Origin of the sequence: Alcanivorax sp., assembly GCF_040118815.1 — a bacterium.
Taxonomy (GTDB): Bacteria; Pseudomonadota; Gammaproteobacteria; order Pseudomonadales; family Alcanivoracaceae; genus Alcanivorax.
On record NZ_JBEDTC010000009.1, the window covers coordinates 112,083 to 136,372 of the forward strand.

Annotated in this window: 22 protein-coding genes; 16 read left to right on the top strand and 6 right to left on the bottom strand. The window is 58.0% G+C overall.

Annotated elements, in window-relative coordinates:
- The first annotated feature begins 39 nt into the window (after positions 1 to 39).
- The 9 genes from ABNH18_RS07025 (at position 40) to nqrM (ending at position 9,099) form a co-directional block, all read left to right on the top strand.
- Positions 40 to 1,479 (top strand): glyceraldehyde-3-phosphate dehydrogenase, encoded by a 1,440-nt coding sequence (locus tag ABNH18_RS07025; protein WP_349382132.1) that lies wholly within the window; start codon positions 40 to 42, stop codon positions 1,477 to 1,479.
- Between the two features lie 266 nt (positions 1,480 to 1,745).
- Positions 1,746 to 3,092: a Na(+)-translocating NADH-quinone reductase subunit A gene (locus tag ABNH18_RS07030; protein ID WP_349382133.1), complete on the top strand. Its 1,347-nt coding sequence runs from the start codon at positions 1,746 to 1,748 to the stop codon at positions 3,090 to 3,092.
- 2 nt (positions 3,093 to 3,094) lie between these two features.
- Entirely contained in the window at positions 3,095 to 4,354 is a 1,260-nt protein-coding gene (locus ABNH18_RS07035) for an NADH:ubiquinone reductase (Na(+)-transporting) subunit B (RefSeq protein WP_349382134.1), read from the top strand.
- Positions 4,354 to 5,175 carry a Na(+)-translocating NADH-quinone reductase subunit C gene (locus ABNH18_RS07040; RefSeq protein WP_349382135.1) on the top strand — a complete coding sequence of 274 codons (822 nt, stop codon included), beginning with the start codon at positions 4,354 to 4,356 and terminating at the stop codon, positions 5,173 to 5,175. Before ABNH18_RS07035 ends, ABNH18_RS07040 begins: the two co-directional genes overlap by 1 nt.
- Positions 5,175 to 5,840: an NADH:ubiquinone reductase (Na(+)-transporting) subunit D gene (locus tag ABNH18_RS07045; RefSeq protein ID WP_349382136.1), complete on the top strand. Its 666-nt coding sequence runs from the start codon at positions 5,175 to 5,177 to the stop codon at positions 5,838 to 5,840. Before ABNH18_RS07040 ends, ABNH18_RS07045 begins: the two co-directional genes overlap by 1 nt.
- 12 nt (positions 5,841 to 5,852) lie before the next feature.
- Entirely contained in the window at positions 5,853 to 6,473 is a 621-nt protein-coding gene (gene nqrE / locus ABNH18_RS07050; protein ID WP_349382137.1) for an NADH:ubiquinone reductase (Na(+)-transporting) subunit E, read from the top strand.
- Between the two features lie 15 nt (positions 6,474 to 6,488).
- On the top strand, positions 6,489 to 7,718 hold the full coding sequence (gene nqrF / locus ABNH18_RS07055; protein ID WP_349382138.1) for an NADH:ubiquinone reductase (Na(+)-transporting) subunit F: 1,230 nt from the start codon (positions 6,489 to 6,491) through the stop codon (positions 7,716 to 7,718).
- A gap of 129 nt (positions 7,719 to 7,847) precedes the next feature.
- The gene (locus ABNH18_RS07060) at positions 7,848 to 8,861 is read left to right on the top strand and encodes an FAD:protein FMN transferase (RefSeq protein WP_349382139.1); all 1,014 of its coding nucleotides are present in this window, start codon (positions 7,848 to 7,850) and stop codon (positions 8,859 to 8,861) included.
- Position 8,862: 1 nt separating this feature from the next.
- Positions 8,863 to 9,099: a (Na+)-NQR maturation NqrM gene (nqrM, locus tag ABNH18_RS07065; protein WP_349382140.1), complete on the top strand. Its 237-nt coding sequence runs from the start codon at positions 8,863 to 8,865 to the stop codon at positions 9,097 to 9,099.
- Between the two features lie 184 nt (positions 9,100 to 9,283).
- On the opposite strand, the gene ABNH18_RS07070 is transcribed toward nqrM, so the two are convergent.
- Complete coding sequence (locus ABNH18_RS07070; protein WP_349382141.1) at positions 9,284 to 10,408, bottom strand: peptidase C39 family protein; 1,125 nt, start codon at positions 10,406 to 10,408, stop codon at positions 9,284 to 9,286.
- A gap of 130 nt (positions 10,409 to 10,538) precedes the next feature.
- Here ABNH18_RS07070 and ABNH18_RS07075 point away from each other — a divergent pair, with 130 nt between their 5' ends.
- Positions 10,539 to 11,708 (top strand): patatin-like phospholipase family protein, encoded by a 1,170-nt coding sequence (locus tag ABNH18_RS07075; RefSeq protein ID WP_349382142.1) that lies wholly within the window; start codon positions 10,539 to 10,541, stop codon positions 11,706 to 11,708.
- Here the strand turns inward: ABNH18_RS07075 and ABNH18_RS07080 are convergent.
- Positions 11,672 to 12,463: a glycerophosphodiester phosphodiesterase gene (locus ABNH18_RS07080; protein WP_349382143.1), complete on the bottom strand. Its 792-nt coding sequence runs from the start codon at positions 12,461 to 12,463 to the stop codon at positions 11,672 to 11,674. The genes ABNH18_RS07075 and ABNH18_RS07080 overlap by 37 nt on opposite strands.
- Positions 12,464 to 12,595: 132 nt before the next feature.
- Here ABNH18_RS07080 and ABNH18_RS07085 point away from each other — a divergent pair, with 132 nt between their 5' ends.
- From ABNH18_RS07085 to ABNH18_RS07095, 3 genes are all read left to right on the top strand, one after another.
- Positions 12,596 to 13,765, top strand: coding sequence for a sulfotransferase (locus ABNH18_RS07085; RefSeq protein ID WP_349382144.1), 1,170 nt, complete (start codon positions 12,596 to 12,598; stop codon positions 13,763 to 13,765).
- A 303-nt stretch (positions 13,766 to 14,068) separates the two neighbouring features.
- A complete protein-coding gene (locus tag ABNH18_RS07090) occupies positions 14,069 to 15,247 on the top strand; it encodes a glycosyltransferase (RefSeq protein WP_349382145.1) in 1,179 nt (392 codons plus the stop codon).
- Positions 15,248 to 15,281: 34 nt separating this feature from the next.
- A complete protein-coding gene (locus ABNH18_RS07095) occupies positions 15,282 to 15,974 on the top strand; it encodes a polysaccharide deacetylase family protein (protein WP_502876778.1) in 693 nt (230 codons plus the stop codon).
- Positions 15,975 to 16,056: 82 nt separating this feature from the next.
- Here ABNH18_RS07095 and ABNH18_RS07100 read toward each other — a convergent pair whose 3' ends face one another.
- The 3 genes from ABNH18_RS07100 to ABNH18_RS07110 are packed head-to-tail and all read right to left on the bottom strand — an operon-like array spanning position 16,057 to position 19,053.
- On the bottom strand, positions 16,057 to 16,950 hold the full coding sequence (locus ABNH18_RS07100) for a carbon-nitrogen hydrolase (RefSeq protein ID WP_349382147.1): 894 nt from the start codon (positions 16,948 to 16,950) through the stop codon (positions 16,057 to 16,059).
- A 37-nt stretch (positions 16,951 to 16,987) separates the two neighbouring features.
- Positions 16,988 to 17,995, bottom strand: a complete 1,008-nt coding sequence (locus ABNH18_RS07105) for an agmatine deiminase family protein (RefSeq protein WP_349382148.1) — start codon at positions 17,993 to 17,995, stop codon at positions 16,988 to 16,990.
- 41 nt (positions 17,996 to 18,036) lie between these two features.
- On the bottom strand, positions 18,037 to 19,053 hold the full coding sequence (locus tag ABNH18_RS07110) for a hypothetical protein (protein ID WP_349382149.1): 1,017 nt from the start codon (positions 19,051 to 19,053) through the stop codon (positions 18,037 to 18,039).
- A 181-nt stretch (positions 19,054 to 19,234) separates the two neighbouring features.
- Between ABNH18_RS07110 and ABNH18_RS07115 the strand changes: the two genes are divergently transcribed.
- Both ABNH18_RS07115 and lolD read left to right on the top strand, forming a co-directional pair.
- Positions 19,235 to 20,470: a lipoprotein-releasing ABC transporter permease subunit gene (locus ABNH18_RS07115; protein WP_349382150.1), complete on the top strand. Its 1,236-nt coding sequence runs from the start codon at positions 19,235 to 19,237 to the stop codon at positions 20,468 to 20,470.
- Complete coding sequence (lolD, locus tag ABNH18_RS07120) at positions 20,463 to 21,149, top strand: lipoprotein-releasing ABC transporter ATP-binding protein LolD (RefSeq protein ID WP_349382151.1); 687 nt, start codon at positions 20,463 to 20,465, stop codon at positions 21,147 to 21,149. Before ABNH18_RS07115 ends, lolD begins: the two co-directional genes overlap by 8 nt.
- On the opposite strand, the gene ABNH18_RS07125 is transcribed toward lolD, so the two are convergent.
- Complete coding sequence (locus ABNH18_RS07125; RefSeq protein WP_349382152.1) at positions 21,132 to 21,722, bottom strand: DUF2062 domain-containing protein; 591 nt, start codon at positions 21,720 to 21,722, stop codon at positions 21,132 to 21,134. The genes lolD and ABNH18_RS07125 overlap by 18 nt on opposite strands.
- A 310-nt stretch (positions 21,723 to 22,032) precedes the next feature.
- Between ABNH18_RS07125 and ABNH18_RS07130 the strand changes: the two genes are divergently transcribed.
- On the top strand, positions 22,033 to 24,261 hold the full coding sequence (locus tag ABNH18_RS07130; RefSeq protein ID WP_349382153.1) for a DNA internalization-related competence protein ComEC/Rec2: 2,229 nt from the start codon (positions 22,033 to 22,035) through the stop codon (positions 24,259 to 24,261).
- Positions 24,262 to 24,290: the final 29 nt, after the last annotated feature.

The following is a 24,290-nucleotide window of genomic DNA, read 5'->3' on the forward strand; positions in this document are numbered from 1 at the left end:
CTTTCCGCCGCCTGAACCCAAACTGAGAGGGCCATCTCCGTGAGCAAACTGGAAGACCATTTCGGACGCTGGAAAAATCGCGAAGAAATTGCAGAAGCCATGATCCCCATGATCGGCCGCCTGCATCGTGAAAAGAACGTGACTACGACCGTGTACAGCCGTTCCCTGGTCAACAAGTCTGTTATCCAGATTCTGAAGAGCCACCGTTTCGTCAAGCAGGTCGAAGATTCCGAGCTGTCTGTGGTCGATACCTTCCCGATTCTGCAGGAAGTGGCGAAATCGGATCTCGGTCCTTGCCGGATTGATGTTGGCAAGCTGGCGGTGGAGTACAAGAAAGACAATCGTGGCCTGTCTGTTGAAGACTACGTGCGCGAAGAGCTGGCCGAAGCGGTGAGCGGCAAGGTGGCCATGCCCGAGCGCACCGACGTGGTGTTGTACGGTTTCGGTCGTATCGGCCGTATTCTGGCCCGCCTGCTGATCGAAAAAGCCGGTTCCGGCGATGGCTTGCGCCTGAGGGCCATCGTGGTTCGCGAGTCGGGCAAGGGTGACTTGCAGAAGCGCGCCAGCCTGATGCGTCGTGATTCCGTACACGGCCCCTTCGCCGGCACCATCGCCGTGGACGAAGAAGAGAATGCCATTATTGCCAACGGCAACTTCATCAAGGTGATCTACTCCAGCGACCCGGCGGCCATCGATTACACCGATTACGGCATCAACAATGCCGTGGTGATCGATAACACGGGCAAATGGCGTGATGAAGAAGGCCTGTCCCAGCACCTGCAGTGCAACGGTGTATCCCGCGTGATGCTGACTGCGCCGGGCAAAGGCAACATGAAGAACATTGTTCACGGCGTGAACAATGATCTGATCGAAGACAGCGACAAGATTATTTCCGCTGCCAGCTGTACGACCAATGCCATTGTTCCGCCGCTGAAAGCGCTGGAAGACAAGTTCGGTATCGAGTTCGGGCATGTGGAAACCGTGCACTCTTACACCAACGATCAGAACTTGCTGGATAACTTCCACAGCGGTCCTCGTCGTGGGCGTTCCGCACCGCTGAACATGGTGCTGACCGAAACCGGTGCGGCCACGGCCGCCACCAAGGCATTGCCGACTCTGGCCGGCAAGCTGACCGGTAACTCCATCCGCGTTCCTACCCCGAACGTGTCCATGGCGATCCTGAACCTGACTCTGGGCAAGGAGACCTCCCTGGAAGAGCTCAACGATTACCTGCGTTGGGTCAGCCTGCATTCTCCATTGCAGCGCCAGGTGGATTTCGTGAGCAGCCCGGATGCGGTGTCTACGGATTTCGTCGGCTCCCGTCACGCCTCTGTGATCGACGCGGAAGCGACCATCGTGAATGGCCGCCACTGTGTGCTGTATGTGTGGTACGACAACGAGTTCGGCTATAGCTGTCAGGTTCTGCGTATTTTGCAGCAGATCTCCGGGGTGGAATTCCCGGTGTATCCAAAGGACTGAACCCCGGATGAAGAAGCCCGCCCTGCGGGCTTTTTTTCGGTGCATTTTTCGTTTTTTTGTCGCACCAACATGGCTCTATGCGACAAAAGGCGGGTCTGACGGTGCTGGCGAACAGGCAGGTACGACTTTATAATGTGCCCGCCGGGTTTTTGTCGGCATCCATTGCACATTCCGGAATTTGCGAACATCCCCGGTAAATCCCTGCTTTTCAGGGTGATTTGGGGGTGTGCCTCGACTTCAGCAACACGCAACGTGGGCGAGAAACTATGATTAAAATCAGGAAGGGCCTTGATCTGCCCATCGCTGGTGCACCGCGCCAGACGATTGAGGAAGGTCATCAGGTTCGTTCTGTTGCCGTGCTCGGCGGCGACTATGTGGGGATGAAGCCCACTATGGAAGTCCGCGAAGGAGACGTGGTCAAGAAAGGCCAGCTGATCTTCACGGACAAGAAAACCGAGGGTGTGAAATACACCGCTCCTGCTGCTGGTAAGGTGATTGCGATTAATCGCGGTCACAAGCGCGTGCTTCAATCCGTGGTGATTGAAGTGGCAGACCAGGAAGATGAAGTCACCTTTGCCTCTCACAGTGCCGATCAGCTGGCCTCTCTGGACCGCGAAGCGGTACAGCAGCAGTTGGTGGATTCCGGTGAGTGGACCTTGTTGCGCACCCGTCCGTTTGGCAAGGTGCCAGCACCGGGCAGTGCACCCAATTCCCTTTTCGTTTCCATTCTCGACACTAACCCCCTGGCATTGGACCCGGCGGTGGTGATCAAGGAAAACGAGCAGGCTTTCCGCAATGGTCTGGCGGTGCTTAGCCGCCTGACGGATGGCCCGGTATGGGTGTGTCGTGGTCCGAATACGGACCTGCCGAGCTTTGCCGGTGGTCAGGTTCGTGAAGAAGCCTTTGCGGGTAAGCACCCGGCAGGCAATGTGGGGACCCACATTCACCACCTGGATCCGGTGGGCCTGAGCAAAACAGTCTGGTCCGTGGGCTATCAGGACGTGATTGCCATCGGCAACCTGTTCACCGACGGTAAGATCAGCTCCGCCCGCGTGGTTGCGTTGACCGGCCCGCAGGCGAAAACACCGCGTGCCCTGCGCACCCGTGTAGGTGCCAGTGTGGACGATTTTGCCCAGGGCGAACTGAAAGATGGCGATAACCGCCTGATTTCCGGTTCTGTGCTGAATGGTCATAACGCCCGTGGCCCGGTGGCCTGGTTGAGCCGCACCACCAGCCAGCTGACGGCCCTGCGTGAAGGCCATGAACGTGAGCTGCTGGGTTATATTTCACCCGGCACCAAGCGTTTTTCGGTGATGAATATTTATCTTTCCAAGCTGATGCCCGGCAAGCGCTTCAATTTCACTACCACCACCAACGGCTCCGAGCGTGCCATGGTGCCGGTGGGGGCTTATGAAGAAGTGATGCCGTTGGACATTCTGCCGACACAGCTGCTGCGTGCACTGATCGTAGGCGATACCGATAGCGCCACGGCCCTCGGTGCCTTGGAGTTGCTGGAAGAAGACCTGTCCCTGTGTACCTTCGTGTGCCCGGGCAAGTATGAATACGGTCCGATTCTGCGCGACAACCTGACCACGATTGAGGCGGAGGGCTGAGCATGGGTATGAGAAGTTTTCTGGATGATAAAATCGCCCCCCATTTTCATGAGGGCGGCAAGTTCGAGAAGTATTACACCTTCTACGAAATGTTCGACACCATGCTCTACACCCCGGATTCGGTGACCCGTTCCGCGGCCCACGTGCGTGATGGTCTCGATCTGAAGCGGATCATGATGACGGTGTGGTTCTGCACCTTCCCGGCGATCCTGTTCGGTCTGTACAACACCGGTTATCAGGCCAACCTGCAAATCAGCGAATTTGGCTACAGTGCTATCACTGGCTGGCGCAGCGATATCGTCATGGCGTTGACCGGTTTCGACCCCGGTAGCCTGTGGGCGAACCTGCTGCACGGCGCGGTCTACTACATCCCGATTTTGCTTACCGTGTATATCGGTGGCTTTATCTGGGAAGGCCTGTTCGCGTGGAAGCGTGGCCATGAGGTGAACGAAGGTTTCTTCGTCACCGGCATCCTGTTTACGTTGATTTTGCCCCCGGCGATCCCGCTGTGGCAGGTGTTTCTGGGTATTTCCTTTGGTGTTGTCATCGGTAAGGAAGTGTTCGGCGGTACCGGCAAGAACTTCCTGAACCCGGCACTGGTTGGCCGTGCGTTCCTGTACTTTGCCTACCCGGCACAAATGTCCGGTGATGCAATCTGGACCGCGGTAGACAGCTTCTCAGGTGCGACGCCGTTGTCTTTGGCGGCGTCCGGTAACCTGGACTTTGGCGCCAGCCTGGCCAGCAATGCGCTGACGGAAGGCGCCAATGCAGCCACCGCCGGCCTGACCTGGATGAACACCTTCCTGGGCGGTATTCAGGGTTCCATTGGTGAAACCTCCACGCTGGCCATCCTGATTGGCGGCGCGGCGTTGCTGATGACCAAGATCGCCTCCTGGCGCATCGTACTGGGCGTGTTCCTGGGCATGGTGGGTATGTCTGCACTGTTCAATGGCATCGGTTCCGACACCAACACCATGTTCGCTATGCCCTGGTACTGGCACCTGACCGTGGGTGGTTTTGCTTTCGGTATGATCTTCATGGCCACCGACCCGGTATCTGCCTCTATGACCAATGTGGGCAAATACGTCTTTGGTGCCCTGATTGGTGTGATGACGGTGCTGATTCGCGTCATTAACCCGGCTTTCCCGGAAGGCATCATGCTGGCCATTTTGTTCGCTAACCTGTGTGCCCCATTGATTGATTACTTTGTGACCCAGGCGAATATACGTCGCCGCCTGCGTCGGACCGGGGGAGAAGTCTAATGGCTGGAAATAACGAAAGCGTCAGCAAAACACTGTTGGTCGCCTTTCTGGTGTGTGTGGTATGCGGTGTAGTGGTTGCCACTGCGGCCGTGAGCCTGCGCCCGGTTCAGGCGAAGAACCAGCTTCTCGACAAGCGCATGAACATTCTCCAGGCAGCAGGTTTGTACCAGGAAGGTACGGATGTGGAAGAAGTGTTCAAAACCATCGAGCGCAAGTTTGTCGACATCGACACCGGCAAATATGTAGAAATGCCGGAATCTTATGATCAGCGCAAAGCGTCCAACGATCCCAGCCAGTCCCGGTCGTTGAGTGGCGATATCGATATTGCGAGTATCAAGAGTCAGGCGAAAGTCGCCGAGGTGTACTTGGCCAAAGATGATAGCGGCGACTTAAGCCGCATTATTGTGCCGGTTCATGGCTATGGTTTGTGGTCCACCCTGTATGGTTTCCTGGCACTCGAGCCTGACGCGAATACGGTGGCCGGGCTGGGTTTCTATGAGCACGGTGAAACCCCGGGTCTGGGCGGTGAAGTGGATAACCCCAAGTGGAAAGCACTGTGGGAAGGCAAGAAGCTTTACGGTGAGCAAGGTGAAGTGGAAATCCAGGTAATCAAAGGCACCGTGGATAGCAACACCGCAAACGCGGAGTACAAGGTTGATGGTCTGGCCGGCGCCACCCTGACCAGCAAAGGCGTAAGCAACTTGCTGCGTTTCTGGGTAGGCGAGAACGGTTTGGGTCCCTATCTAAAGCGTATGCAAGACGGTGAAGCCGCGGTGGCCAGTGGTGCCGTGGCCCCTGAGCAGCCGGAAGGAGAGGCGTAATGGCGGAGAAAACCAAGGACATTCTGTTAGGTCCGATTTTCGACAATAACCCCATCGCTCTGCAGATCCTGGGTATCTGTTCCGCGCTGGCGGTGACCAGTAACCTGAGCACCACGGCGACAATGTGTATTGCATTGACTGTGGTAACCGCGTTTTCGAACTTTTTCGTGAGCTCGATTCGCAACTATATTCCTTCCAGCATCCGGATCATCGTGCAGATGACCATTATCGCATCGCTGGTAATCGTGGTAGACCAGTTCCTTAAAGCGTATGCCTACAGCATTTCCAAGCAGCTGTCGGTGTTCGTGGGGCTGATTATTACCAACTGTATCGTGATGGGGCGTGCGGAAGCCTTTGCCATGAAGAATCCGCCGATTCCTTCCTTCCTGGACGGTATCGGTAATGGCCTGGGCTATTCGGCAATCCTGCTGGGGCTGGGTTTCATCCGTGAACTGCTGGGTGCTGGTAGCCTGTTTGGGCACCAGGTTCTGCCGAAGGTGGCGGACGGTGGCTGGTACATGACCAATGGCATGATGCTGTTGCCGCCCAGCGCCTTCTTCCTGATTGGGCTGTTTATCTGGGCGATTCGAGCCTGGAAGCCGGAGCAAGTGGAAGAAGACGACTTCAAGATGAAGCCCAACACCCGTGTCAGCGACGCGTTTTAACGGAGACGAGTAATGTTTGAACATTATCTGAGCCTGTTCGTCCGCGCCGTCTTTGTTGAAAACATGGCGCTGGCTTTCTTTTTGGGCATGTGTACGTTTATTGCGATTTCCAAAAAAATCCAGACCTCCATTGGTTTGGGTATTGCGGTTATTGTGGTGCTTACGATTACGGTCCCAGTGAATCATCTGATTTTGCAGTTTTTGCTTAAAGAGGGCGCACTTGCTTGGACCGGCAGTGAGCAGTTGGCTAGCCTGGATTTACGTTTCCTTGGGCTGTTGAGTTACATCGGTGTGATTGCGGCGCTTGTACAGATTCTGGAAATGACCCTGGATAAGTATGTACCAAGCCTGTACAACGCGCTGGGTGTTTTCCTACCGTTGATTACCGTGAACTGTGCCATTCTGGGCGCGTCTCTCTTCATGGTGGAACGCGACTACGACTTCGGTGAGTCCGTGGTGTATGGCGTAGGTGCCGGCGTGGGCTGGGCTCTGGCCATTACACTGTTGGCCGGCATCCGTGAAAAGCTGAAGTACAGTGACGTACCCGATGGCCTGAAAGGCCTGGGCATCACCTTCATTACTGTGGGTTTGATGTCGCTGGGCTTTATGTCTTTCTCCGGCGTGCAGCTGTAAGCGAGGGGTTGAATCATGAGTTTTGAGATTATTCTCGGTGTTGTCATGTTCACCGCCATCGTTTTGGCGCTGGTGGCGATTATCCTGGGTGCCCGCTCTCGTTTGGTGGCAACTGGCAATGTGCAGATTGCTATCAACGACGATGCAGAAAAATCCATTGAAGCCCCGGCAGGCGGCAAGCTGCTCGGGACCCTGGCGGACCAGGGCATTTTCCTGTCCTCCGCCTGTGGTGGTGGTGGTACCTGTGCGCAGTGCCGCTGTCAGGTCCTCGACGGGGGTGGCGATATCCTGCCCACCGAAGAAGGCCACTTTACCAAAGGGCAAATTCGCGATGGCTGGCGCTTGAGCTGCCAGGTTAACGTGAAACAGGACATGAAAGTCCAGGTGCCGGAAGAGTTCTTCGGTGTGAAAAAATGGGAGTGTGAGGTTGTTGCCAACAACAACGTGGCCACTTTCATTAAAGAGCTGACACTGAAGCTGCCAGAAGGCGAGAACGTGGATTTCCGTGCGGGCGGTTATGTGCAGTTGGAAGCGCCACCGTTTGACGTGAAGTTCTCCGACTTTGATATTGATGATGAATATCGGGGTGACTGGGAGCGTTTCAAATTCTTCGACTTGAACACCAAGAACAACGAAGAAGTGATCCGCGCCTACTCCATGGCCAACTACCCGGAAGAAAAGGGCATTCTGAAGTTTAATATTCGGATTGCGACGCCTCCTCCGGGGTCCAAGGATATTCAGCCCGGGATCATGAGTTCCTACGTGTTCAACCTGAAGCCGGGTGACAAGATCACCGTTTTCGGGCCCTTCGGTGAATTCTTTGCCAAGAAAACCGAAGCGGAAATGATCTTCATCGGTGGTGGTGCGGGCATGGCTCCCATGCGTAGCCATATCTTTGATCAGCTTAAACGGTTGGATTCCAAGCGCAAAATCAGCTTCTGGTACGGTGCGCGGAGCGTACGTGAGTGTTTTTACAACGATGAATACGATTTGCTTGCGGACGAAAACGATAACTTCGAGTGGCATCTGGCCTTGTCGGATCCGCAGCCCGAAGACAACTGGGACGGCCTCACCGGCTTTATCCATAACGTGTTGTTCGAACAGTATCTGAAGGACCATCCGGCCCCTGAAGACTGTGAGTACTACATGTGTGGTCCGCCGATGATGAACGCCTCAGTCATCAAGATGCTCGAAGATCTTGGTGTCGAACCGGAAAATATCCTGCTGGATGATTTCGGCGGATGATCCTAAACGCCGGCCTTCGGGCCGGCGTTTTGTTATCAGTATTCTGATGATTGCAGGGAAACTCGTGACTCGAAACTTTTGCCTTTGCTCGCGCTGGTCCCTGCGGCATCAAAAATCTGGATTATGAGCATGTCTCGTCCTGTTGGTTTTCTCGTTACTCTTGCCGTCGTCGTGTTGTTGTCTGCCTGTGATGACAGCAAGAATCGCCTGTCTGCTCTCAGTGGCCCGACCATGGGGACCACCTGGAGTGTGAAGTACACGGGGGCACCGGATGAGGGCGTGGAAGCGTTGAAGGCGGATATTGAGGCGGCGCTGGAGCAGGTGAACGCTCAGATGAGTACTTACCGCCCCGATTCCAACCTCACTCGTTTCAATAATGCCGAACCGGGGACACTGATGAATCTGCCCGCGGATACGGTGAAGGTGCTGTTGGCCGCGTTTTCTTTGTCGGAGCAGACCGGAGGCGCCTACGACGTTACCGTCGGCCCGCTGGTTAACTTGTGGGGTTTTGGCCCTGATGCGGACCGGTTTGAGCCGCCAGAGTCCAGCGAGGTTGAAGAAGCTCGAGAGCGGGTAGGCTGGCAAAAATTGCTGCTTAGCGAGCAGCAGCTTCTGCAACCGGGCGGCGTGTATGTGGATCTGTCGTCCATTGCAAAGGGCTTTGCGGTGGACAAGATTGCCGGTTTGCTTGATAGCCAGGGGGTGAATAACTACCTGGTGGAAGTGGGCGGTGAATTGCGGGGTAAAGGTGCGAAACCCTATAAGCAGCCTTGGCGGGTTGCCGTAGAACGGCCCATTCCCGGTGTCCGCGAGGTTGAGCAGGTTGTGGACCTCAAGGATATGGCTGTCGCCACTAGTGGCGACTACCGGAACTTCTTTGAATCGCAGGGCCGGTTATACTCGCATACGATTGATCCGCGTACCGGTTACCCGGTGGAGCATCAGTTGGCTTCAGTGTCTGTTTTGCACAAAACGGCAATGATGGCGGATGGCTTGGCCACCGCCATGACGGTGCTGGGCCCGGAAGCAGGAATGGCTTTCGCCAAAGACCATGAACTGGCAGTCTTTTTTATTGTCAGAACCGAGAAGGGCGTAGAAGAGTTATCGACTCCCGCCTTTGATGCAATTGTGGAGGGTAAGTGACATGTTCATGACCATTGTGGCAGCAGTAATTTTCATTGGCCTGCTTTTTGCCGGCATGGCTGTGGGCGTGATTCTTTCCAATAAGCCGGTCAAAGGCTCCTGTGGTGGCCTGGCGGCGCTAGGCATGAAACAGGACTGTGAAATTTGCGGCGGCAACGACGATGAATGCGAAGAAAATGCCCGCAAGGTGAACAGCGAAAAAGCGGCGGCACTGGGTAAAGACGTGATGAAGATGTAGCCCTGGGCTCGGCCACAGGAAGCCCGCTCCGTGCGGGCTTTTTTGTGTCTGAACGATCTGTAGGAGCGATAACAGCAGTCGTGAGTTGCGAGGAGTGAGTTTCGAAAAGCTAAACCTCAAAGAGCGGAAACTTCAGGTTTCGCGATTCGAAACTGCTTTATTGTGACGCTCGGCAAGGCGTTATTCAGAGGCGGCTCAATATCACCGCAGTACGAAGCTTTGCCTGACCGTACTGCCGCATTTGTTCAAATTTCTGTCGGGTGATTGGCACGTGCTGGCAATCCATGGGGACCTGATCTTCGCCGGGGTCCGGGTCATGGATATAAAAGCATTCCTCATCGCTGCCGCTGATGGCGACCCAGTGTGGTGCTTTTCGCCCGTCCAGTCGCCAAGTGCTGATCAGCACCAGTACGACGCTGGCGGCAGCAATAGCCTCGTCCACGTCCGCGGCGCTGAAATCTTCGTAGTAGACAGGGATTTTTTGCCGTGCACATTCGCTGACAAAGTGATCATGAACAGTGGTTATGACCGCTTTTTTATCGCTGTCGCGCACAGAGTCCACAAACAGCGGGCCGGTCTGGTTACACCAGACGCTGGCGTTGAGCCCACGCTGCCGGGCGGCCAGCGCCAACCCCAGCGGGTGGCAACCGCCATGCCCTGCGGTCATGAAAATGGTAGTGGCTTCACGCCACAGCAATAGCTCTTCGGTGGTGCTCGGCGCCTGCTGTTTCAGGGCGGCCAGCGCCATTAGCAGGCACGCGGGCCCACAGGTGAACGGGGTCGTCTGCTGAACCCAGGGCAAGTGTCGAGAGCCGGGATTGTCGCGTTGATCTCCGGGCTGACTGCTGGGTTGATAGTGCAGCCGTTTCTGGTAACGCAGGGCGTCTTCGTGATCCTCGTAATAGTCTGCTGTCTGGGCGAACAGGCGATATCCCAGGCGTTCATACAAGGCAATGGCCGCGACGTTATCCTTGCGCACTTCCAGGCGCAGGAATAGGCGCCGCTGCTGGTGTGCATAGTTTTCGGCGGCGTCGAGTAAACGCTCCCCGAGCTTTTTGCCGCGCTGTTGTGGATCGACCGCGATGGAATAGAGCCGCGCCAGGCGTGTGCCGGGTTGAAGTAACACCAAGGCATAACCGGCCAATTGTTGCTGTTCGTCCAGGGCAACAATCAGGCCCGCGTGCTGGCGCTTGAGCCATTTACGGAAACTGCGGCGTGAAAGGCGGTCGGAGGAAAAGCAACGCTGTTCCAGCGCAGTGAGTGCATCCAAGTCGTCGGGGAGAGCGGGGCGAAGGGAAAAAGTGCACATAATCCTGTGTCCTTGAGAGTGTTCAGAATAAGGCAGTGCGAATTGTCCCGCCAGCATTATTCATGCGCTGGGCGGTGGTGGCGGGGCGGTCTGAGCGGCATACTGAGTACAACCAACAGGGAGGGCATCAATGCACAAGCAGGATCCGGTGAGAGGATTGATATTATCCGGCGGTGGGGCGCGTGGCGCTTACCAGGTCGGTGTCCTGGCAGCGATTGCGGAGATGGTACCTCGCGGTGCGCCCAACCCGTTTCCGATTATTTGCGGTACCTCGGCGGGGGCGATCAATGCGGCGGCGCTGGCAGCCAATGCCGGTAATTACCGTGCAGCGGTGCGAGGCTTGGAGCGGGTCTGGTCGAATATTACTGCCGAACAAGTGTATCGCACGGACTTGTATGCCTGCCTGCGTGGCGTCATGCGCTGGTTTTTTTCTGGCGTGGCTACTGGCAAGACGCCGGAGCGCAGTTCTCTGCTCGATAACACACCGTTGCAACGCCTGTTGTCGCTGGTGATTAACTTTCGCCGTATCCAGGAGAGCCTGGATCAGGGGCATTTGCGTGCGTTGGCGATTACTGCCTCAGCCTATGCCAGTGGCGAGTCGGTAAGCTTTTTTCAGGGCACAGACGAACTGCCTGAGTGGATACGCGCGCGCCGCAAGGGCAAGCGTTCGCACATTGGGGTGGAGCATCTGCTGGGATCGGCGGCGATTCCCATCCTGTTTCCTGCCAGTAATGTGGATGGTGCCTACTACGGTGACGGGGCGCTGCGTCAGCTGGCACCATTGAGCCCGGCGCTGCATCTTGGGGCCACGCGCTTATTGGTGATTGGCGTGTCCGGCAACGTCAGTGCCGGGCATCAGCGCCGGCTTAGTGGCTATCCATCCATGGCTCAGGTGTTGGGCCACGTTCTGAACAGTGTGTTCGTGGATACGCTGGAAGGGGACGTGGAGCGGCTTGAACGAATCAATCACACCCTGTCTGCTCTGGGCGAGCGCACCCGCAGAAAACACGGTATCAAGCTTCGCGAAGTGGATGTGCTGAAAATCTATCCCTCGCGGCCCATTGATGAAATCGCAGCGGAGCATATTCGTGAATTGCCCCGCACCTTGCGATTCTTCCTGCGCAGCTCTGGCGCGACCCGTTCCCCGGGGGCCAGTGCCATGAGTTATCTGCTGTTTGAACCCGGTTTCACCAACGCCCTGATCGAGATGGGACGCAAGGACGCCATGGCCCGTAAAGAGGAAATCATGGCGTTTCTTAACGATCAGCCGTTAATCGAGGCCGCTTCTGAAGAGCCATAACGGTGTTTGCGGCGGAAGTGGCTGACAAAGCTGGTGGGGAAGTCAGTGATGATGCTGTGTACTTTCAGCTTGGCTAGCCGTTCGGCTTCGGTCAGGTCGTTCACGGTCCACACGGACACTTTCAAACCCCGTCGTTTGGCCCGGCGCATCAGCGCAGGGCCAACCAGTGAGAAATGCGCGATGACCCAGCTACAACCCAATGCCTTGGCTCGTCGGGTGGGTTGTAGGTAACGATATTGACACACATAACCCCGCTCGATATCCGGTGCCATGGTGCCGACCATGCGTAAAAAGCCGGTGTGGCTGGACGTAATCACCACCCGCGATTGCAGCTGCTGATCATGGATCATGTGCGTCAGGTGGTGGGCCAGCTGATGCAGGACGGTACGGTCTGCGCCTTTCACCTCAAACTGGAAACGCATTTCCGGGCCGCACAGTTCAACCACTTCCTGCAGGGAAGGAATGCCCGTGGGGCTGTGCCAGCCGGGCGTATTGCGGCGGGCATCCATCACACCGAGCTGAGCGCGAGTGTACTGGCGCACATTGCCACGGACACCGGTGGTGCGGGTCACGTCGCTGTCGTGCAGTACGATCAGCTGGCCATCGGAAGACAGGCGAACGTCCAGTTCCATTTCCGTCACACCGGCTTCCACCGCCACTTGAAAGCTGGCCAGTGTATTCTCTGGCGCTTCGCCGCGGGCGCCACGGTGGCCTACCAGAGCAGGGTAGGCAGAAGGGTTGGTCAGGTCGGTCATTGGTACAGTCATAGCGCTATTGTTTGTGAGAAAGATGACAGCGCTGTGACCTGGACACAAGAGGCGGTGTTGTCATTTTTGTGACTTGAAACTGTTTTATTGTTTCAACGTTTCTTCCCTTCGAGCCTGACCATGCCAACGCTGCTGAAACGTTATACCGCACTGTTTACCGCCAGTTGGTTCCCTCGCTACCAGGGCCAATTGCGCGGAGTCTCGTTGCAGCGGCTACTGGTGATGCTGCTGTTCTGGCCGTTATTCCTGCTGGTGCAGGGAATCAATGGCATCGGCCTGGGGCTGGATTATCTTCTGTTCCCGGCATTTCGGCGGGTGGCGGTGCGTCAGCCGTTGTTTGTGACCGGGGTGCCCCGCAGCGGTACCACCTTCCTGCATCGCCTGCTGGCCATGGATGAACGCTTTACTACCACGGCCCTATGGGAGCTGTTGTTTGCGCCCTCGATTACCCAGCGCTATTTCTGGACCGGTGTCGCTCGTCTGGACAGCTTGATCGGCCGACCGGGCGCCCGGCTTCTGTTCTGGGCGGAAAGGCGTTTGTTGGGTGGGCTGGACGGCGTGCACAAGACCGGGCTGCTGGATCCGGAAGAGGATTATCTGGGATTGATCCCGGTGTGGGGCTGCTTTCTGCTGGTGCTCGCGGTGCCTGTTCCTGCTCTGTGGCAGCTGACATTTCTGGACCGTGATGGCCGCCCGGAAGAAAAGCAGCGATTGATGCGCGCTTACCGCCGTTTTATTCAGCGCCACCTTTACTTCCACGGCCCGGAAAAAATCCTGCTATCCAAGAACCCATCGTTTACCCCGTGGATGGAAACTCTGGCCGACGCCTTTCCGGATGCCCGGTTTATCGGCTGCCTGCGTAGTCCCACCGCGGCGGTGCCATCGCAAGTAAATTCCATCCTTATAGGAGCGCGCCTGTTCGATGGCCGCGACACCACCGCCTACTGGCGTGAAGGGTTTCTGGCGATGCTGGAATACTACTATCGTCACCTGCTGGAGGTGGTAGAGCAGATGCCGGAACAGCGCCAGGCGCTGTCGGTGATGGAAACTCTGGCATCTGCTCCTGGCGAGACCGTACTGGGTTTTTATCAGCGGTTTGGCTGGCAGCCCGACGCGCAATTTTGTGAGCGGCTGCAGGAGCAGGATCGCAAGGCCAAACAGTACCGCAGCGGCCATCAGTATTCTCTGGATGCCTTGGGTGTCAGTGGTGAGGAGTTGCTACAGACGTTTGGCTGGGTTTATGAGCGCTTCGGATACCCGCTCCCCAACACTGATGAAAAACTGCTGTAGGAGCGCCGCTTGAGGCGCGAACCAAAATAGTTTCGAGTTGCTAGAAGCGAGTTTCGAAAAGCAAAAATCCATTCGCGGGTTTCGATTTTCGTTACACGCTTCTCGTGACTCGCAGCTGATGAGCCAAGCAGATTCGCGCCTCAAGCGGCGCTCCTACAGCGTCGTTGTAGATGTCACGGAATCGCGCGGCCAGCGACGCTCTTACAGCGAGTTCGGGGTTCGTTACATCTTGTCGCAATTACACCTTCATGGTGCGAAGCTCCTGTCACATTATCGACATGAGCGGCCCGGATACTGCCGGCCATGGATACCAAAGAGCTACGCATACTGTTTGTGGTGGATGCGATCAAGGGGCGGAATGGCGTCGGCGCCTACTTCCAGGACCTGGCCTCTCATCTAAAAGATCAGGTGGCGCAAGTGGAACTGGTGCAGCCCTGCATGCAGGATCCACATTCCTGCCAAGGCGCGTCCATTCCGATTCCCGGCGATCCCACCCAGCGGCTGTTTTTTCCCAAAGTGCGTGAACTCAGTGCGCTGGTCTGGGAAATGAAACCGGATGTGATTGTGATTCCGGGGCCAGGTATTTTCTCCATGATCGGCTACTGGATTGCCAAGAAATGGGGGATTCCGGTGTGCGTCACTTTCCAGACGGATTACAACCGCCTGGTAGAGCTGTATTGGGGGAAGCGGCTGGCGCGGCTAGCTGGCGGCTTTCTCAACTGGGTGAACCGCACCCTGTTTCAGGGCAGCGAAACCGCTGCCACCATCTGCGAATCGATGATCGCCCAGGCCCGTGCAGCGGGGGCGCGCAATCCACAACTTGTAGGCACACCGTTGGCCCGCGAGTTCGTGCATACGCCAGTGGTTGAGCTGGACAATACCGTGCAGCGGGTCTGTTATGTGGGCCGGCTGGCGGCGGAAAAGAACATTGAATCCTTCCTTGCGCTGGCGTCCCGTCGCCCGGACCTGCAGTTTGAAATCGCTGGTGATGGCCCGCTGCGCGGCAAGGTGGAAAAGGCCTGTGGCGAGCAGGGTAACTTGCACTTCCACGGCTGGTGTAGCCGTGAGCAAGTGGTCAGCATGCTGGATCGCTGTCAGGTGCTGGTGCTGCCCTCATCGGTGGAAGCCTTTGGCACGGTAGCGCTGGAAGCCATGGCGCGGGAGCGGCTGGTGATTACCACGCCGGCCTGCGGCATCAATGAATGGCCTGCATTAGCCAGCGGGCTGTGGATCATGGAGCAAGGGGAGAGCCTGTTCGATACCCTTGAACGCCTGCAATCACTCAGCCCGGTGACGCGCTCGCTTAAGGCCGGCCAGGCCCGCCAGGCCGCATTATCCATGAACGACCATGCGGTGACGCAGTGGACGGCGGTGCTGGCCCACTGCGCCACGCTGGCACCCAACCCAAACCCGGCGCTGCCTTCTCCCACCCTGGCATTGCTGCGCCGCTTGAGCAGCAGTTATATCCGCAATGCGCTCTGAGCCATTAACTGCACTGGTTTCGATTCACGACGTGATGCCCGAAACCCGCACGCGCGTCACCGCTATGCTGGCGCGGCTGAGCCTGCCCGCCAAAGCGGTGACCTTGCTGGTGGTTCCCGGTAAAGACTGGCAGCCAGAGGACCTGGATTGGTTGCGGGGTCTGCAGGAGGCGGGGCATCCGTTGGCCGGCCATGGCTGGTCTCACCGTTGTCAGCCACCCGTGACGCTTTATCACCGCTTGCACAGCGCACTGTTGTCACGGGATGTGGCGGAGCATTTGTCGTTCTCAGGAGACGGCATTCAGCGGCTGGTGTGGGATTGTTATCGCTGGTTTATCGGTAATGGCCTGACGCCATCGCCGCTCTATGTGCCGCCGGCGTGGGCATTGGGCGCGCTGACCCGGTCACAGCTTGCCGGGTTGCCGTTTCGGTATGTGGAAACCTTGTCTGGTGTTCACGATACACAGACCAGCACCTTTACCCGATTACCGTTGGTGGGCTTTGAGGCGGATAACGCATTTCGTGCCTGGGTGTTGCGCTTTTTCAACGCAATCAATGTCCATCAGTCGCAGCATTCCGGTGTGCCGGTACGGGTCGGCTTGCACCCGTATGACTTTGAATTGAGGCTTGCCAATACGATTCAGCCTTTGGTGAGTTCGCTGTTTCAGGCGCAATCCTACCCAGAGGCGCTGGCCGCTTCGTCTCGAATAGAGGGCTCGTTGTTGTAGGCGCAGTGAAAACAACGGAGGAGCAAAGTGCCGGTTGATCGACGCGCTGTGCACTAGCTCCTCTCGCTTCCTGTGCAGGGATTTAGTCTCGGTAACGTTTGTTCAGGTCTGCGTAGGCGTCCACGCGCCGGTCGCGAAGATAAGGCCAGATCCGGCGTACGGATTCGCTGCGTTGCAGGTCCACGTCGGCTAGTAGCACCTGCTCATTGTTGCTGTCGGCCTGGGCCAGAAATTCCCCCTGCGGTCCACAGATAAAACTGTTTCCCCAGAATTGAATACCGCTGTCGTCGGCCGGGCTTTGTTCAAACCCGGTGCGGTTGGCGACCAGCACTGGCAGGCCGTTGGCAATCGCATGAGAGCGCTGGATGGTGATCCAGGCGTCCAGCTGGCGTTGCTGTTCGTCTTGCTGGTCCGTGCGGTCCCAGCCAATGGCGGTGGGGTATAGCAGCATGTCGGCACCTGCCAAGGCCATCAGGCGGGCGGCCTCCGGATACCATTGGTCCCAGCATACCAGCAGGCCCAGTTTGCCCACGCTGGTTTCGATGGGGCTGAAGCCGCTGCGGCCATCGTTGAAATCCGCATCGCCGGGGGTGAAATAGAATTTCTCGTAGAAGCCGGGGTCATCGGGAATGTGCATCTTGCGGTAGATGCCGGCCAGGCTGCCGTCTTTCTCCAGTACCACGGCGGTGTTGTGGTACAGGCCGGTGGCGCGCTTTTCAAACAGGCTGCCGACGATGACGATGCCCAGCTCTTTGGCCAGTGCTCCGAGTGTGTCGGTGCTGGGGCCGGGAATGGGTTCGGCCAGGTCAAAGACGCGGGTGTCTTCGGTCTGACAGAAATACAGGCTGCGGTGTAATTCCTGCAGTAGCACCAATTCGGCGCCCTGGGCGGCGGCGTCACGCACCTGCGCCAGGGAATGATCCAGGTTGGCTTGCAGGTCGGCGGTGTTTGTTTGCTGAATAACGGCAACACGCATGGGCATTTTCCTTGTGCTGGGGCGGCGCGCTCGGTTGTTAGAGTGCGCCTTGCGGCAATTGCATGGTGACACAGTGCAGGCTGCCGTGCTGTTCGATCAGTACCCGGCAGTTGACGGCCACTACGGTGCGCGAGCCGGCGACGGATTGCAGTGCATCCAGGGCTTGCTGGTCGGTGTCGCAGCCATAAATCGGCACCAGAATTTTCTCGTTGGTGATCAGGAAATTGGCATAGGTGGCCGGCAGGCGGTCGCCTTCGCGGCAATACTGGGCAGACGGCAGTGCCAGTGGAACCAGAACCAAATCATGCTGGTCTGCCAGGTCCAGCAGTTCCTGTTCCATGGCGGCGAGACCGGGGTAGTGGCTGTCACGGGGATCCTGACATTGCACATAAGCCAGGGTCTTTTCATCCACAAAGCGGGCGAGGGTGTCCACGTGGGCGTCGGTATCGTCGCCTTCCAGTTCGCCATGGTCCAGCCACCAGATGTCACTGACGCCCAGCTGTTGTTTCAGTTGTTCGGTCAGTTCCGCTTGCGAAAGGCCCGGGTTGCGATTGGGGTTGCGCAGGCAGTGGCGGGTGGTCAGCAGGTTGCCGTTGCCATCGGTATCGATGGCGCCGCCTTCCAGCACCAGGGCGTGGGTGTCCAGCGGCAATTGCCAGGGCAGCTGCGGGTTGAGGGCGTTGTCCTTGCCGGCGGCGAACTTGCCGCCCCAGCCGGTAAAGGTGTAATTGAGTAGTTTCGTCTGCTCGCCATGGCGGATTGCAATGGGGCCGAAATCCCGGGCCCAGGTGTCGTTGTAGTCGGCGATCACCACCTGCAGGCGCAGGGTGTCGATGCCCCGTGCAGCGACCTGAGCGTGAATATGTTCACGGGTGTGGGCGTTACGGCACACCAGCAGCACATGCTCGTGATCAAGCAGGGCAGCGAGGATATCCAGATAACAGATTTCGGCGTCGGCCAGGTGATCGGCCCAATCGGTATGGGCATCGGGCCAGGCGAGCAGGACCCCCCATTGGGGAGCCCATTCAGGAAGAAGTTGGCGCATGGCGAAGAAGGTCCGCAGGGTTGGCTATGCGCGCGAGTGTGCTACTGGCGGGCACCCCAGTCAATATAGAAACCGCCGCCATCGGCGTCTTCTTCAGCGCTTTTTTGGACGTCATTTGCTGCGTCCTGTGCGGCCTGCTGAGTTTGCTCTACCTCTTCAGCTTGTTCCGCGACGGTCTCTTCGGCTTGAGCCTGAGCGGCTTCTGCTTTCTCACTGACGTCGTTGACGGCTTTATTCGCTTCGGCCTGACTGTCTTCCACTGTTTTACTGGCAGACTCGCTGACTTGGTCGGCGGACTGCTGGGCCTCTTTCTTCATGCTGGCGGCCTGTTTTTGCGCGGCCTGCTCAGGGGTATCTTCACCGGCGATGATAATTCGGCCAGTGACCGGGTCGAAGCGGAATTCGCCTTCGCCTTCACTGGTGGCGTTAGTGGCAGGCGCTGTTGCCGGAGTGGTGGCGTTCGCTTTAGCCGCTGCGGTGCCGGTGGCGGCGGCAGCTGCCGGTGCTGCTTTCGCTGTGTCGGACGCGGGAGCTTTTTCGCTAGTGGCTGTGGCTTTCGTTTCAGGCGCTGCGGCTGTGGTCTGGTTTTGTGTGCTAGCGGCGGACTTGGATTCCGGGCTGCTGGCTGGGGTTGCGTCGTTGTCGTCTTCGCTGACAAAGCGGCCGGAAACCGGGTCGAATACTGGCCCGCCTTGGGTGTCGTCACTGTCGGGGGCGGGATCAGTCGATGCTGGTGCGTTGGAGGAGACAGTCGCTTTTTCTTCTATGGGAGGAAGAGTATCGACCTGTTGTCCGGACACCACATCCGGTGCTGCGCTTGCCGGACGATCAATCACGGTGTGCAAGGCGGTATTGTTTTCGAAGTAAACGGTGAAGCCGTTGTAGAACCAGCGGGTGATGGCTGGGCTGCCCACGGGGCCTTTGCTCTGGTTTGGAGCGCCGAATTCAGCGCGAACCTGGGATTGGGACATGCCGCGTTGGGGAACGTCGGCTGCCAGTGAGGCAGCGGGCATGGCCAGCGCTGCTGTGGCCAGCAACGTCATTATTTTTATCTTCATTTCTTCCCCCGGCGAGATTGTATTTTCTTTCGATATTAGAAAGTTAGGTAAACTTATTCAACCATTTTGCTAGCACGGGAACGCTGACGCCGATCACAAAGCGGCGCCCCGAGGCATTCGGGCCCGTTTCCGACGGTGATGGCCGTAGTATTTGCCCCGGGTTTCGGGTTAAATGCGCTGCATGTTTCGACCTCTATCCTTCTATGTGGGGCTGCGCTATACCGGCGCCCGCGCCCGCAACAGTTTTATTTCGGTGATTACACTGATTTCGGCACTGGGCCTGATGTTGGGCGTTGCGGTGCTGATCACGGTGCTATCTGTCATGAATGGCTTTGATCGTGAGTTGCAGACCCGCATTTTGGGCATGGTGACCCACCTGTCAGTGCACGGCCGTGAGCCGGTGCAGGACTGGCAGGCGCTGGCCAACCGGCTGGATCATCACGACCAGATCGAGGCGGCGGCGCCGTTTGTGCAGCTTGAGGGCATGTTGACCCATCGCGGCAACGTGGCAGGATCGCTGATCAACGGCATTGAGCCTGACGCTGAGCGCAAGGTGTCCATTGTTGGTGACTTCATGCACCAGGGGGAGCTGGACAGCCTCGAGCCGGGGGCATTTGATATGGTGCTGGGCTATGGGCTGGCGCGACGCCTGGGCGCAGAGCTAGGCGACAAGGTCACCCTGGTGCTTCCCGAAGCAACGATTTCGCCTGCCGGGGTGATGCCCCGTTTCAAGCGTTTTACCGTCACCGGGATTTTCCGGGTGCGGGCCGAAGTCGATTCCCTTTATGCCTATGTGAATGTGGCTGACGCCGCCAAACTGGCGCGCCAGGCGGGCACCGTGCAAGGGGTGAGGCTAAAGCTCAACGATTTGTTCAGTGCTTCCAACCTGGGCTGGAAGTTGCAGCAGGAGCTGGGGCCGGATTACTACACCAGTGACTGGACCCGCAGCCACGGCAACCTGTTCCAAGCCATCAAGATGGAAAAGACCATGATGACGCTGTTGCTCAGTTTCATTGTGGCGGTGGCTGCATTCAATATTATTTCCAGCCAGGTGATGCTGGTGACCGAGAAGCGCGGCAACATTGCGGTGTTGCGTACGCTGGGCGCCTCGCCGGGCACCATCATGCGGATTTTCATGGTGCAGGGTACGCTGATTGGCGTGGCGGGGACGTTACTGGGCACTGCGTTGGGGGTGCTGTTGGCCACCAATGTGAGCAATATTGCCGAGTGGGTAGAGAAGACTTTCAACACCCGTTTGTTTGATGCCTATTTTGTGAATTACCTGCCGTCTGAGCTGCAGTGGTCCGACGTGGGTACTATTGTCGGTATCGCGCTGTTTATCAGTTTCTCTGCCACCCTGTATCCCTCCTGGCGCGCGAGCCGGGTACAACCTGCGGAGGCGCTGCGTTATGAATGATTCGACGCCTGTCCTGCATGCGCAAACGTTGGTGAAAGCCTACGAAGAGGGCAATAACGAGCTGGAAGTGCTGCGCGGTGTGGACCTGACCGTGCACAAGGGCGACATCCTGGCGATTATCGGGGCGTCCGGTTCGGGTAAATCAACCTTGCTGAATTTGCTGGGTGGGCTGGACCACGCCACCCGGGGCTCGGTCTCTATTGCGGGGACGTCGGTGGCGTCGTTAAGTGATCGCGAAACCGGACGGTTACGCAATCGCTACCTGGGGTTCGTCTACCAGTTTCACCATCTGCTGCCGGAATTCACCGCGCTGGAAAATGTGGCCATGCCACTGTTGATTCGCGGCGAAAAGCCGGCGGATTGCCAGGCCCGGGCGGCGACGATTCTGGAGCGAGTGGGGCTGGGGCCTCGCCTCAAGCACAAGCCTTCTGCGTTAAGCGGTGGGGAGCGCCAGCGGGTGGCGATTGCCCGCGCGCTGGTGACAGAACCTGCGCTGGTAATGGCGGATGAGCCCACCGGGAATCTGGATGAGCGCACCGCCGCCCAGGTTCAGGCGCTGATGATCGAGTTGAATGAAAATCTGGGTACGGCGTTCATGATCGTGACCCATGATCGGGAATTTGCATCCCGCTGCCCGCAGCAATATGAGCTGCACGATGGGTTACTGCGGCGGCTTTGAGTCGTCGCGGGCCTCGTCGGCCTCACGTTTTGCCTCTTCCTTTGCCTCCTGTCTGGCTTCCCGGCGTTCCGCCCGGACGCGACGGTGGGCGCGCAGGTTCCAGCTACGAATCACCGCCAGCCGCCAGCTGACCTTGACTGCCAGGTAGGCCAGCCCACCGAACAGGAATGCGCACAGCAACGAGCCCACCCACAGGGGAATCAACTGCTCCACAAACCAGGCCACGGTAATGCCTTCGCCACTGTGGGGCGGCATGCCCAGTAACCAGGCGCCGATGCGGTAGGTGAAGTAGAAAATGGGGACATAGGTGACCGGGTTGGAAATCCAGACCAGCATCACCGACAGTGGCAGGTTGCAATGAAAGCGTACCGCCAGTAACGCGGCCAGTCCCATCTGCAGAGGAATGGGTAGCAAACCGGAGAAGATACCGATAAAGGCGGCGCCTGCCAGCGAACGGCGATTAATGTGCCAGAGATTGGGGTCCGACAGCACCTCCCCGAGAAAGCTCAACGACTTGGTCTGCCGAATGCGTTCGGGTGTTGGCAGGTATTTGCGGAATATCCGTTTTGGCATGAACTCGCATCTACTGGCTGGGTCGGGAGCGTTTGGCTGCCCCGGTACATTCTGGCTGGCGTTATCTGGCCATTCACGAACGCACTCTATCAGTTCGTTGCTAGGCCCGGTACGTTCGTGCCGGGATTGGCCGCGAAAAAAGTGGGGTAGAAGGGTGTTTGTGTTCCCTTCCGGTTTCCCCGCGGGCGCTATTATGCCCGCATCGATAAAAAAGGCATACTCCTTCGCTGGCGACTTCAGGATTTGTCGGGTTGAGGTTTTGCTATAACCGTTTTTACGTCGTCGTTTCAGAAAATACCGCGGAGCAAGGATGCGAATGTGGTGGACGGCAGCGGCCATGGTGGCAGGCTGCTGGTTGGGTGTGATATGGCCGTTGTTGGTGCTGTCTGCCGTGGCGGTGGTCGGGATTTGGCGTCACCGTTACCTGTGGCTCGTCTGGCTGGTGCTTGGCTACGGTTTTGGCGTCTGGCAATTGCACGAGGGGTTGGTGCAACGCTTGCCTGTGGAGCAAGATCGGTCGGTGCTCAGCCTCCAAGGGCGGGTGCTGGATATACCGGTGACCCGCCGTGAATTTCGCTTTGGTCGTTGGCAGGTGCGCCAACAAATTCGCTTGGTGGTGTGGGGCAGTGACGTCTGGCCCGGAACGCACCGGGTGATACTCAATAGCTATGCGCCTTCTGTGTTGTTGAGTGCGGGCGATCGCGTGCTTCTCGATGCCGAGCTGAAAGTGCCTCGTGGCGTGTATAACCGGTTTGGCCCGGATCGTGCCCGTGCGGATCTTGCTGCCGGGGTGGATGCCCGTGGCAAGCTCAAGGATGTGTCGATCATCGCCAATGACGGTGGTATTGATGTCTGGCGCGAAGCGTTGTCACGCCGGATCGCGGCATCGGTGTCCGGCTCCCCCTTTGGCCAAGCGGTACTGCCGGCGCTGGTTGTTGGCGACCGTTCCCGGCTGGAGTCATCGCTCTGGCGCACCTTTCAACTCACTGGCGGGGCTCACCTGCTGGCCATTTCCGGGTTGCATATCGCTATTGTGGCGGGCTGGTTCTGGTGGCTGGGCCGGGCGCTGCTTGCGCCACTGATGCAAGCGGTGATGCCAGGGCTGCGCCGATATTCCCTACAGCAACTTGCCTGGGCGCCGGGTTTGCTCGGTGCCGTGGGCTATGCGGCATTGGCGGGCTTCAGTCTGCCAACGGTACGCGCACTGGTGATGCTGATGGTGGTGGCATTGGCCCAGTGGTGGCGAGTGCCGATTTCGCTGTGGCGCGCGTTGGGGCTGGCCTTGTTGGTGGTACTGCTGATGACACCTCTGGCTGCGTTGTCTGCGAGCCTGTGGTTGTCCTTTGGTGCGGTTGCCTGTATCGCCATGCTGACCCGTAGCCATGCGCCCTGGCGGTTGCTGCTGTTACTGCCTGCGGTGATGGCTGTGGCAAGTGCGGTGCTGTTTCAGCAGTGGACACCCAGTGCGCCGCTGGCAAACCTGCTTCTGGTTCCGCTTTATACCTTGTTGGTCATTCCCGCGGCGTTGCTGGGGGCGTTGTTTCATCAGCCCTGGCTGCTGAGCGCTGCCGCGACCGGGGTGGAGTTGTCGGTGTGGGGCATGGCGTGGCTGGCGAATCTGGGGGCTCCGTCCTGGCTGAGCTTGCCGTCGATGATGGCAGGTATTGTCTTGCTGTTGGGTTTAATGCTTCTGCTTATGCCTTTTCTGCCGTTTCCTCGGCGTTTGTTGCCGCTTTGCCTGCTGCCTTGGCTGACGCAACAGCCGGAGCCACTGGCGCCGGGCGAGTGGTCGTTGACCGCGTTTGATGTGGGGCAGGGGCTGGCATTGGCAATACGCACCCGTGAGCACCTGCTGATTTATGATACCGGCCCGTCCTGGCCCGGTGGCAGCTTTGCTGCGCAAAGCATGGTTCCTTGGTTGTCAGTGACGGGGCAGGCGGTGGATCGCACGATTATCAGTCATGGCGACAACGACCATGCTGGCGGGCTGTCGGCCTTGCCGTCGCCAGGTCTATTGCTTAGCGGGGAGCCGCACAGAGTGCCTGGCAGTCGGTTGTGTCAGGCCGGTGATCAGTGGCGCTGGGACGATGTTACGTTCACCGTGCTGTGGCCCCGCGAGCCAGGGCAAGCAGGGAATGGAGCCAGTTGTGTGCTGCAGGTTGATGGACCGTTTGGTTCCGCCTTGTTGCCTGGCGATATCGGCACTCAGGAGGAGTACCGTTTGCTTGGGGCCTTATCATCTGTGGATCTGCTGGTGGTGGGCCATCATGGCAGCAAATCCAGCACCAGTGATGCACTGCTGCGGCAGCTACAGCCCGACTTCGCGCTTGTCAGTGCTGGTTACCGCAACCGGTTCCGGCATCCGCATCCACAGGTGCTGCAAAAGCTGGATAGCGCGGGCATCACAGTTCTGCGCACCGACCTGGATGGCATGATTGTGTTTCGACAGGGGGGCGTCGATAATGGCCGGCTTATAACAAAATGGCGGCAAACGGTTGCCCGGCCCTGGCATGGACCGGCTCGTTGGCGGCTTTGGTAACCCGATTTCGCCAAATGGCGAACCTGTGA

Excerpts from the sequence above, each read along its gene's own strand:
- ABNH18_RS07030 (WP_349382133.1), top strand. The coding sequence starts at position 1,746 with ATGATTAAAATCAGGAAGGGCCTTGATCTGCCCATCGCTGGTGCACCG.
- ABNH18_RS07035 (WP_349382134.1), top strand. The coding sequence starts at position 3,095 with ATGGGTATGAGAAGTTTTCTGGATGATAAAATCGCCCCCCATTTTCAT.
- ABNH18_RS07040 (WP_349382135.1), top strand. The coding sequence starts at position 4,354 with ATGGCTGGAAATAACGAAAGCGTCAGCAAAACACTGTTGGTCGCCTTT.
- ABNH18_RS07045 (WP_349382136.1), top strand. The coding sequence starts at position 5,175 with ATGGCGGAGAAAACCAAGGACATTCTGTTAGGTCCGATTTTCGACAAT.
- nqrE (WP_349382137.1), top strand. The coding sequence starts at position 5,853 with ATGTTTGAACATTATCTGAGCCTGTTCGTCCGCGCCGTCTTTGTTGAA.
- nqrF (WP_349382138.1), top strand. The coding sequence starts at position 6,489 with ATGAGTTTTGAGATTATTCTCGGTGTTGTCATGTTCACCGCCATCGTT.
- ABNH18_RS07060 (WP_349382139.1), top strand. The coding sequence starts at position 7,848 with ATGTCTCGTCCTGTTGGTTTTCTCGTTACTCTTGCCGTCGTCGTGTTG.
- nqrM (WP_349382140.1), top strand. The coding sequence starts at position 8,863 with ATGTTCATGACCATTGTGGCAGCAGTAATTTTCATTGGCCTGCTTTTT.
- ABNH18_RS07070 (WP_349382141.1), bottom strand. The coding sequence starts at position 10,408 with ATGTGCACTTTTTCCCTTCGCCCCGCTCTCCCCGACGACTTGGATGCA.
- ABNH18_RS07075 (WP_349382142.1), top strand. The coding sequence starts at position 10,539 with ATGCACAAGCAGGATCCGGTGAGAGGATTGATATTATCCGGCGGTGGG.
- ABNH18_RS07080 (WP_349382143.1), bottom strand. The coding sequence starts at position 12,463 with ATGACCGACCTGACCAACCCTTCTGCCTACCCTGCTCTGGTAGGCCAC.
- ABNH18_RS07085 (WP_349382144.1), top strand. The coding sequence starts at position 12,596 with ATGCCAACGCTGCTGAAACGTTATACCGCACTGTTTACCGCCAGTTGG.
- ABNH18_RS07090 (WP_349382145.1), top strand. The coding sequence starts at position 14,069 with ATGGATACCAAAGAGCTACGCATACTGTTTGTGGTGGATGCGATCAAG.
- ABNH18_RS07095 (WP_502876778.1), top strand. The coding sequence starts at position 15,282 with ATGCCCGAAACCCGCACGCGCGTCACCGCTATGCTGGCGCGGCTGAGC.
- ABNH18_RS07100 (WP_349382147.1), bottom strand. The coding sequence starts at position 16,950 with ATGCGTGTTGCCGTTATTCAGCAAACAAACACCGCCGACCTGCAAGCC.
- ABNH18_RS07105 (WP_349382148.1), bottom strand. The coding sequence starts at position 17,995 with ATGCGCCAACTTCTTCCTGAATGGGCTCCCCAATGGGGGGTCCTGCTC.
- ABNH18_RS07110 (WP_349382149.1), bottom strand. The coding sequence starts at position 19,053 with ATGAAGATAAAAATAATGACGTTGCTGGCCACAGCAGCGCTGGCCATG.
- ABNH18_RS07115 (WP_349382150.1), top strand. The coding sequence starts at position 19,235 with ATGTTTCGACCTCTATCCTTCTATGTGGGGCTGCGCTATACCGGCGCC.
- lolD (WP_349382151.1), top strand. The coding sequence starts at position 20,463 with ATGAATGATTCGACGCCTGTCCTGCATGCGCAAACGTTGGTGAAAGCC.
- ABNH18_RS07125 (WP_349382152.1), bottom strand. The coding sequence starts at position 21,722 with ATGCCAAAACGGATATTCCGCAAATACCTGCCAACACCCGAACGCATT.
- ABNH18_RS07130 (WP_349382153.1), top strand. The coding sequence starts at position 22,033 with ATGCGAATGTGGTGGACGGCAGCGGCCATGGTGGCAGGCTGCTGGTTG.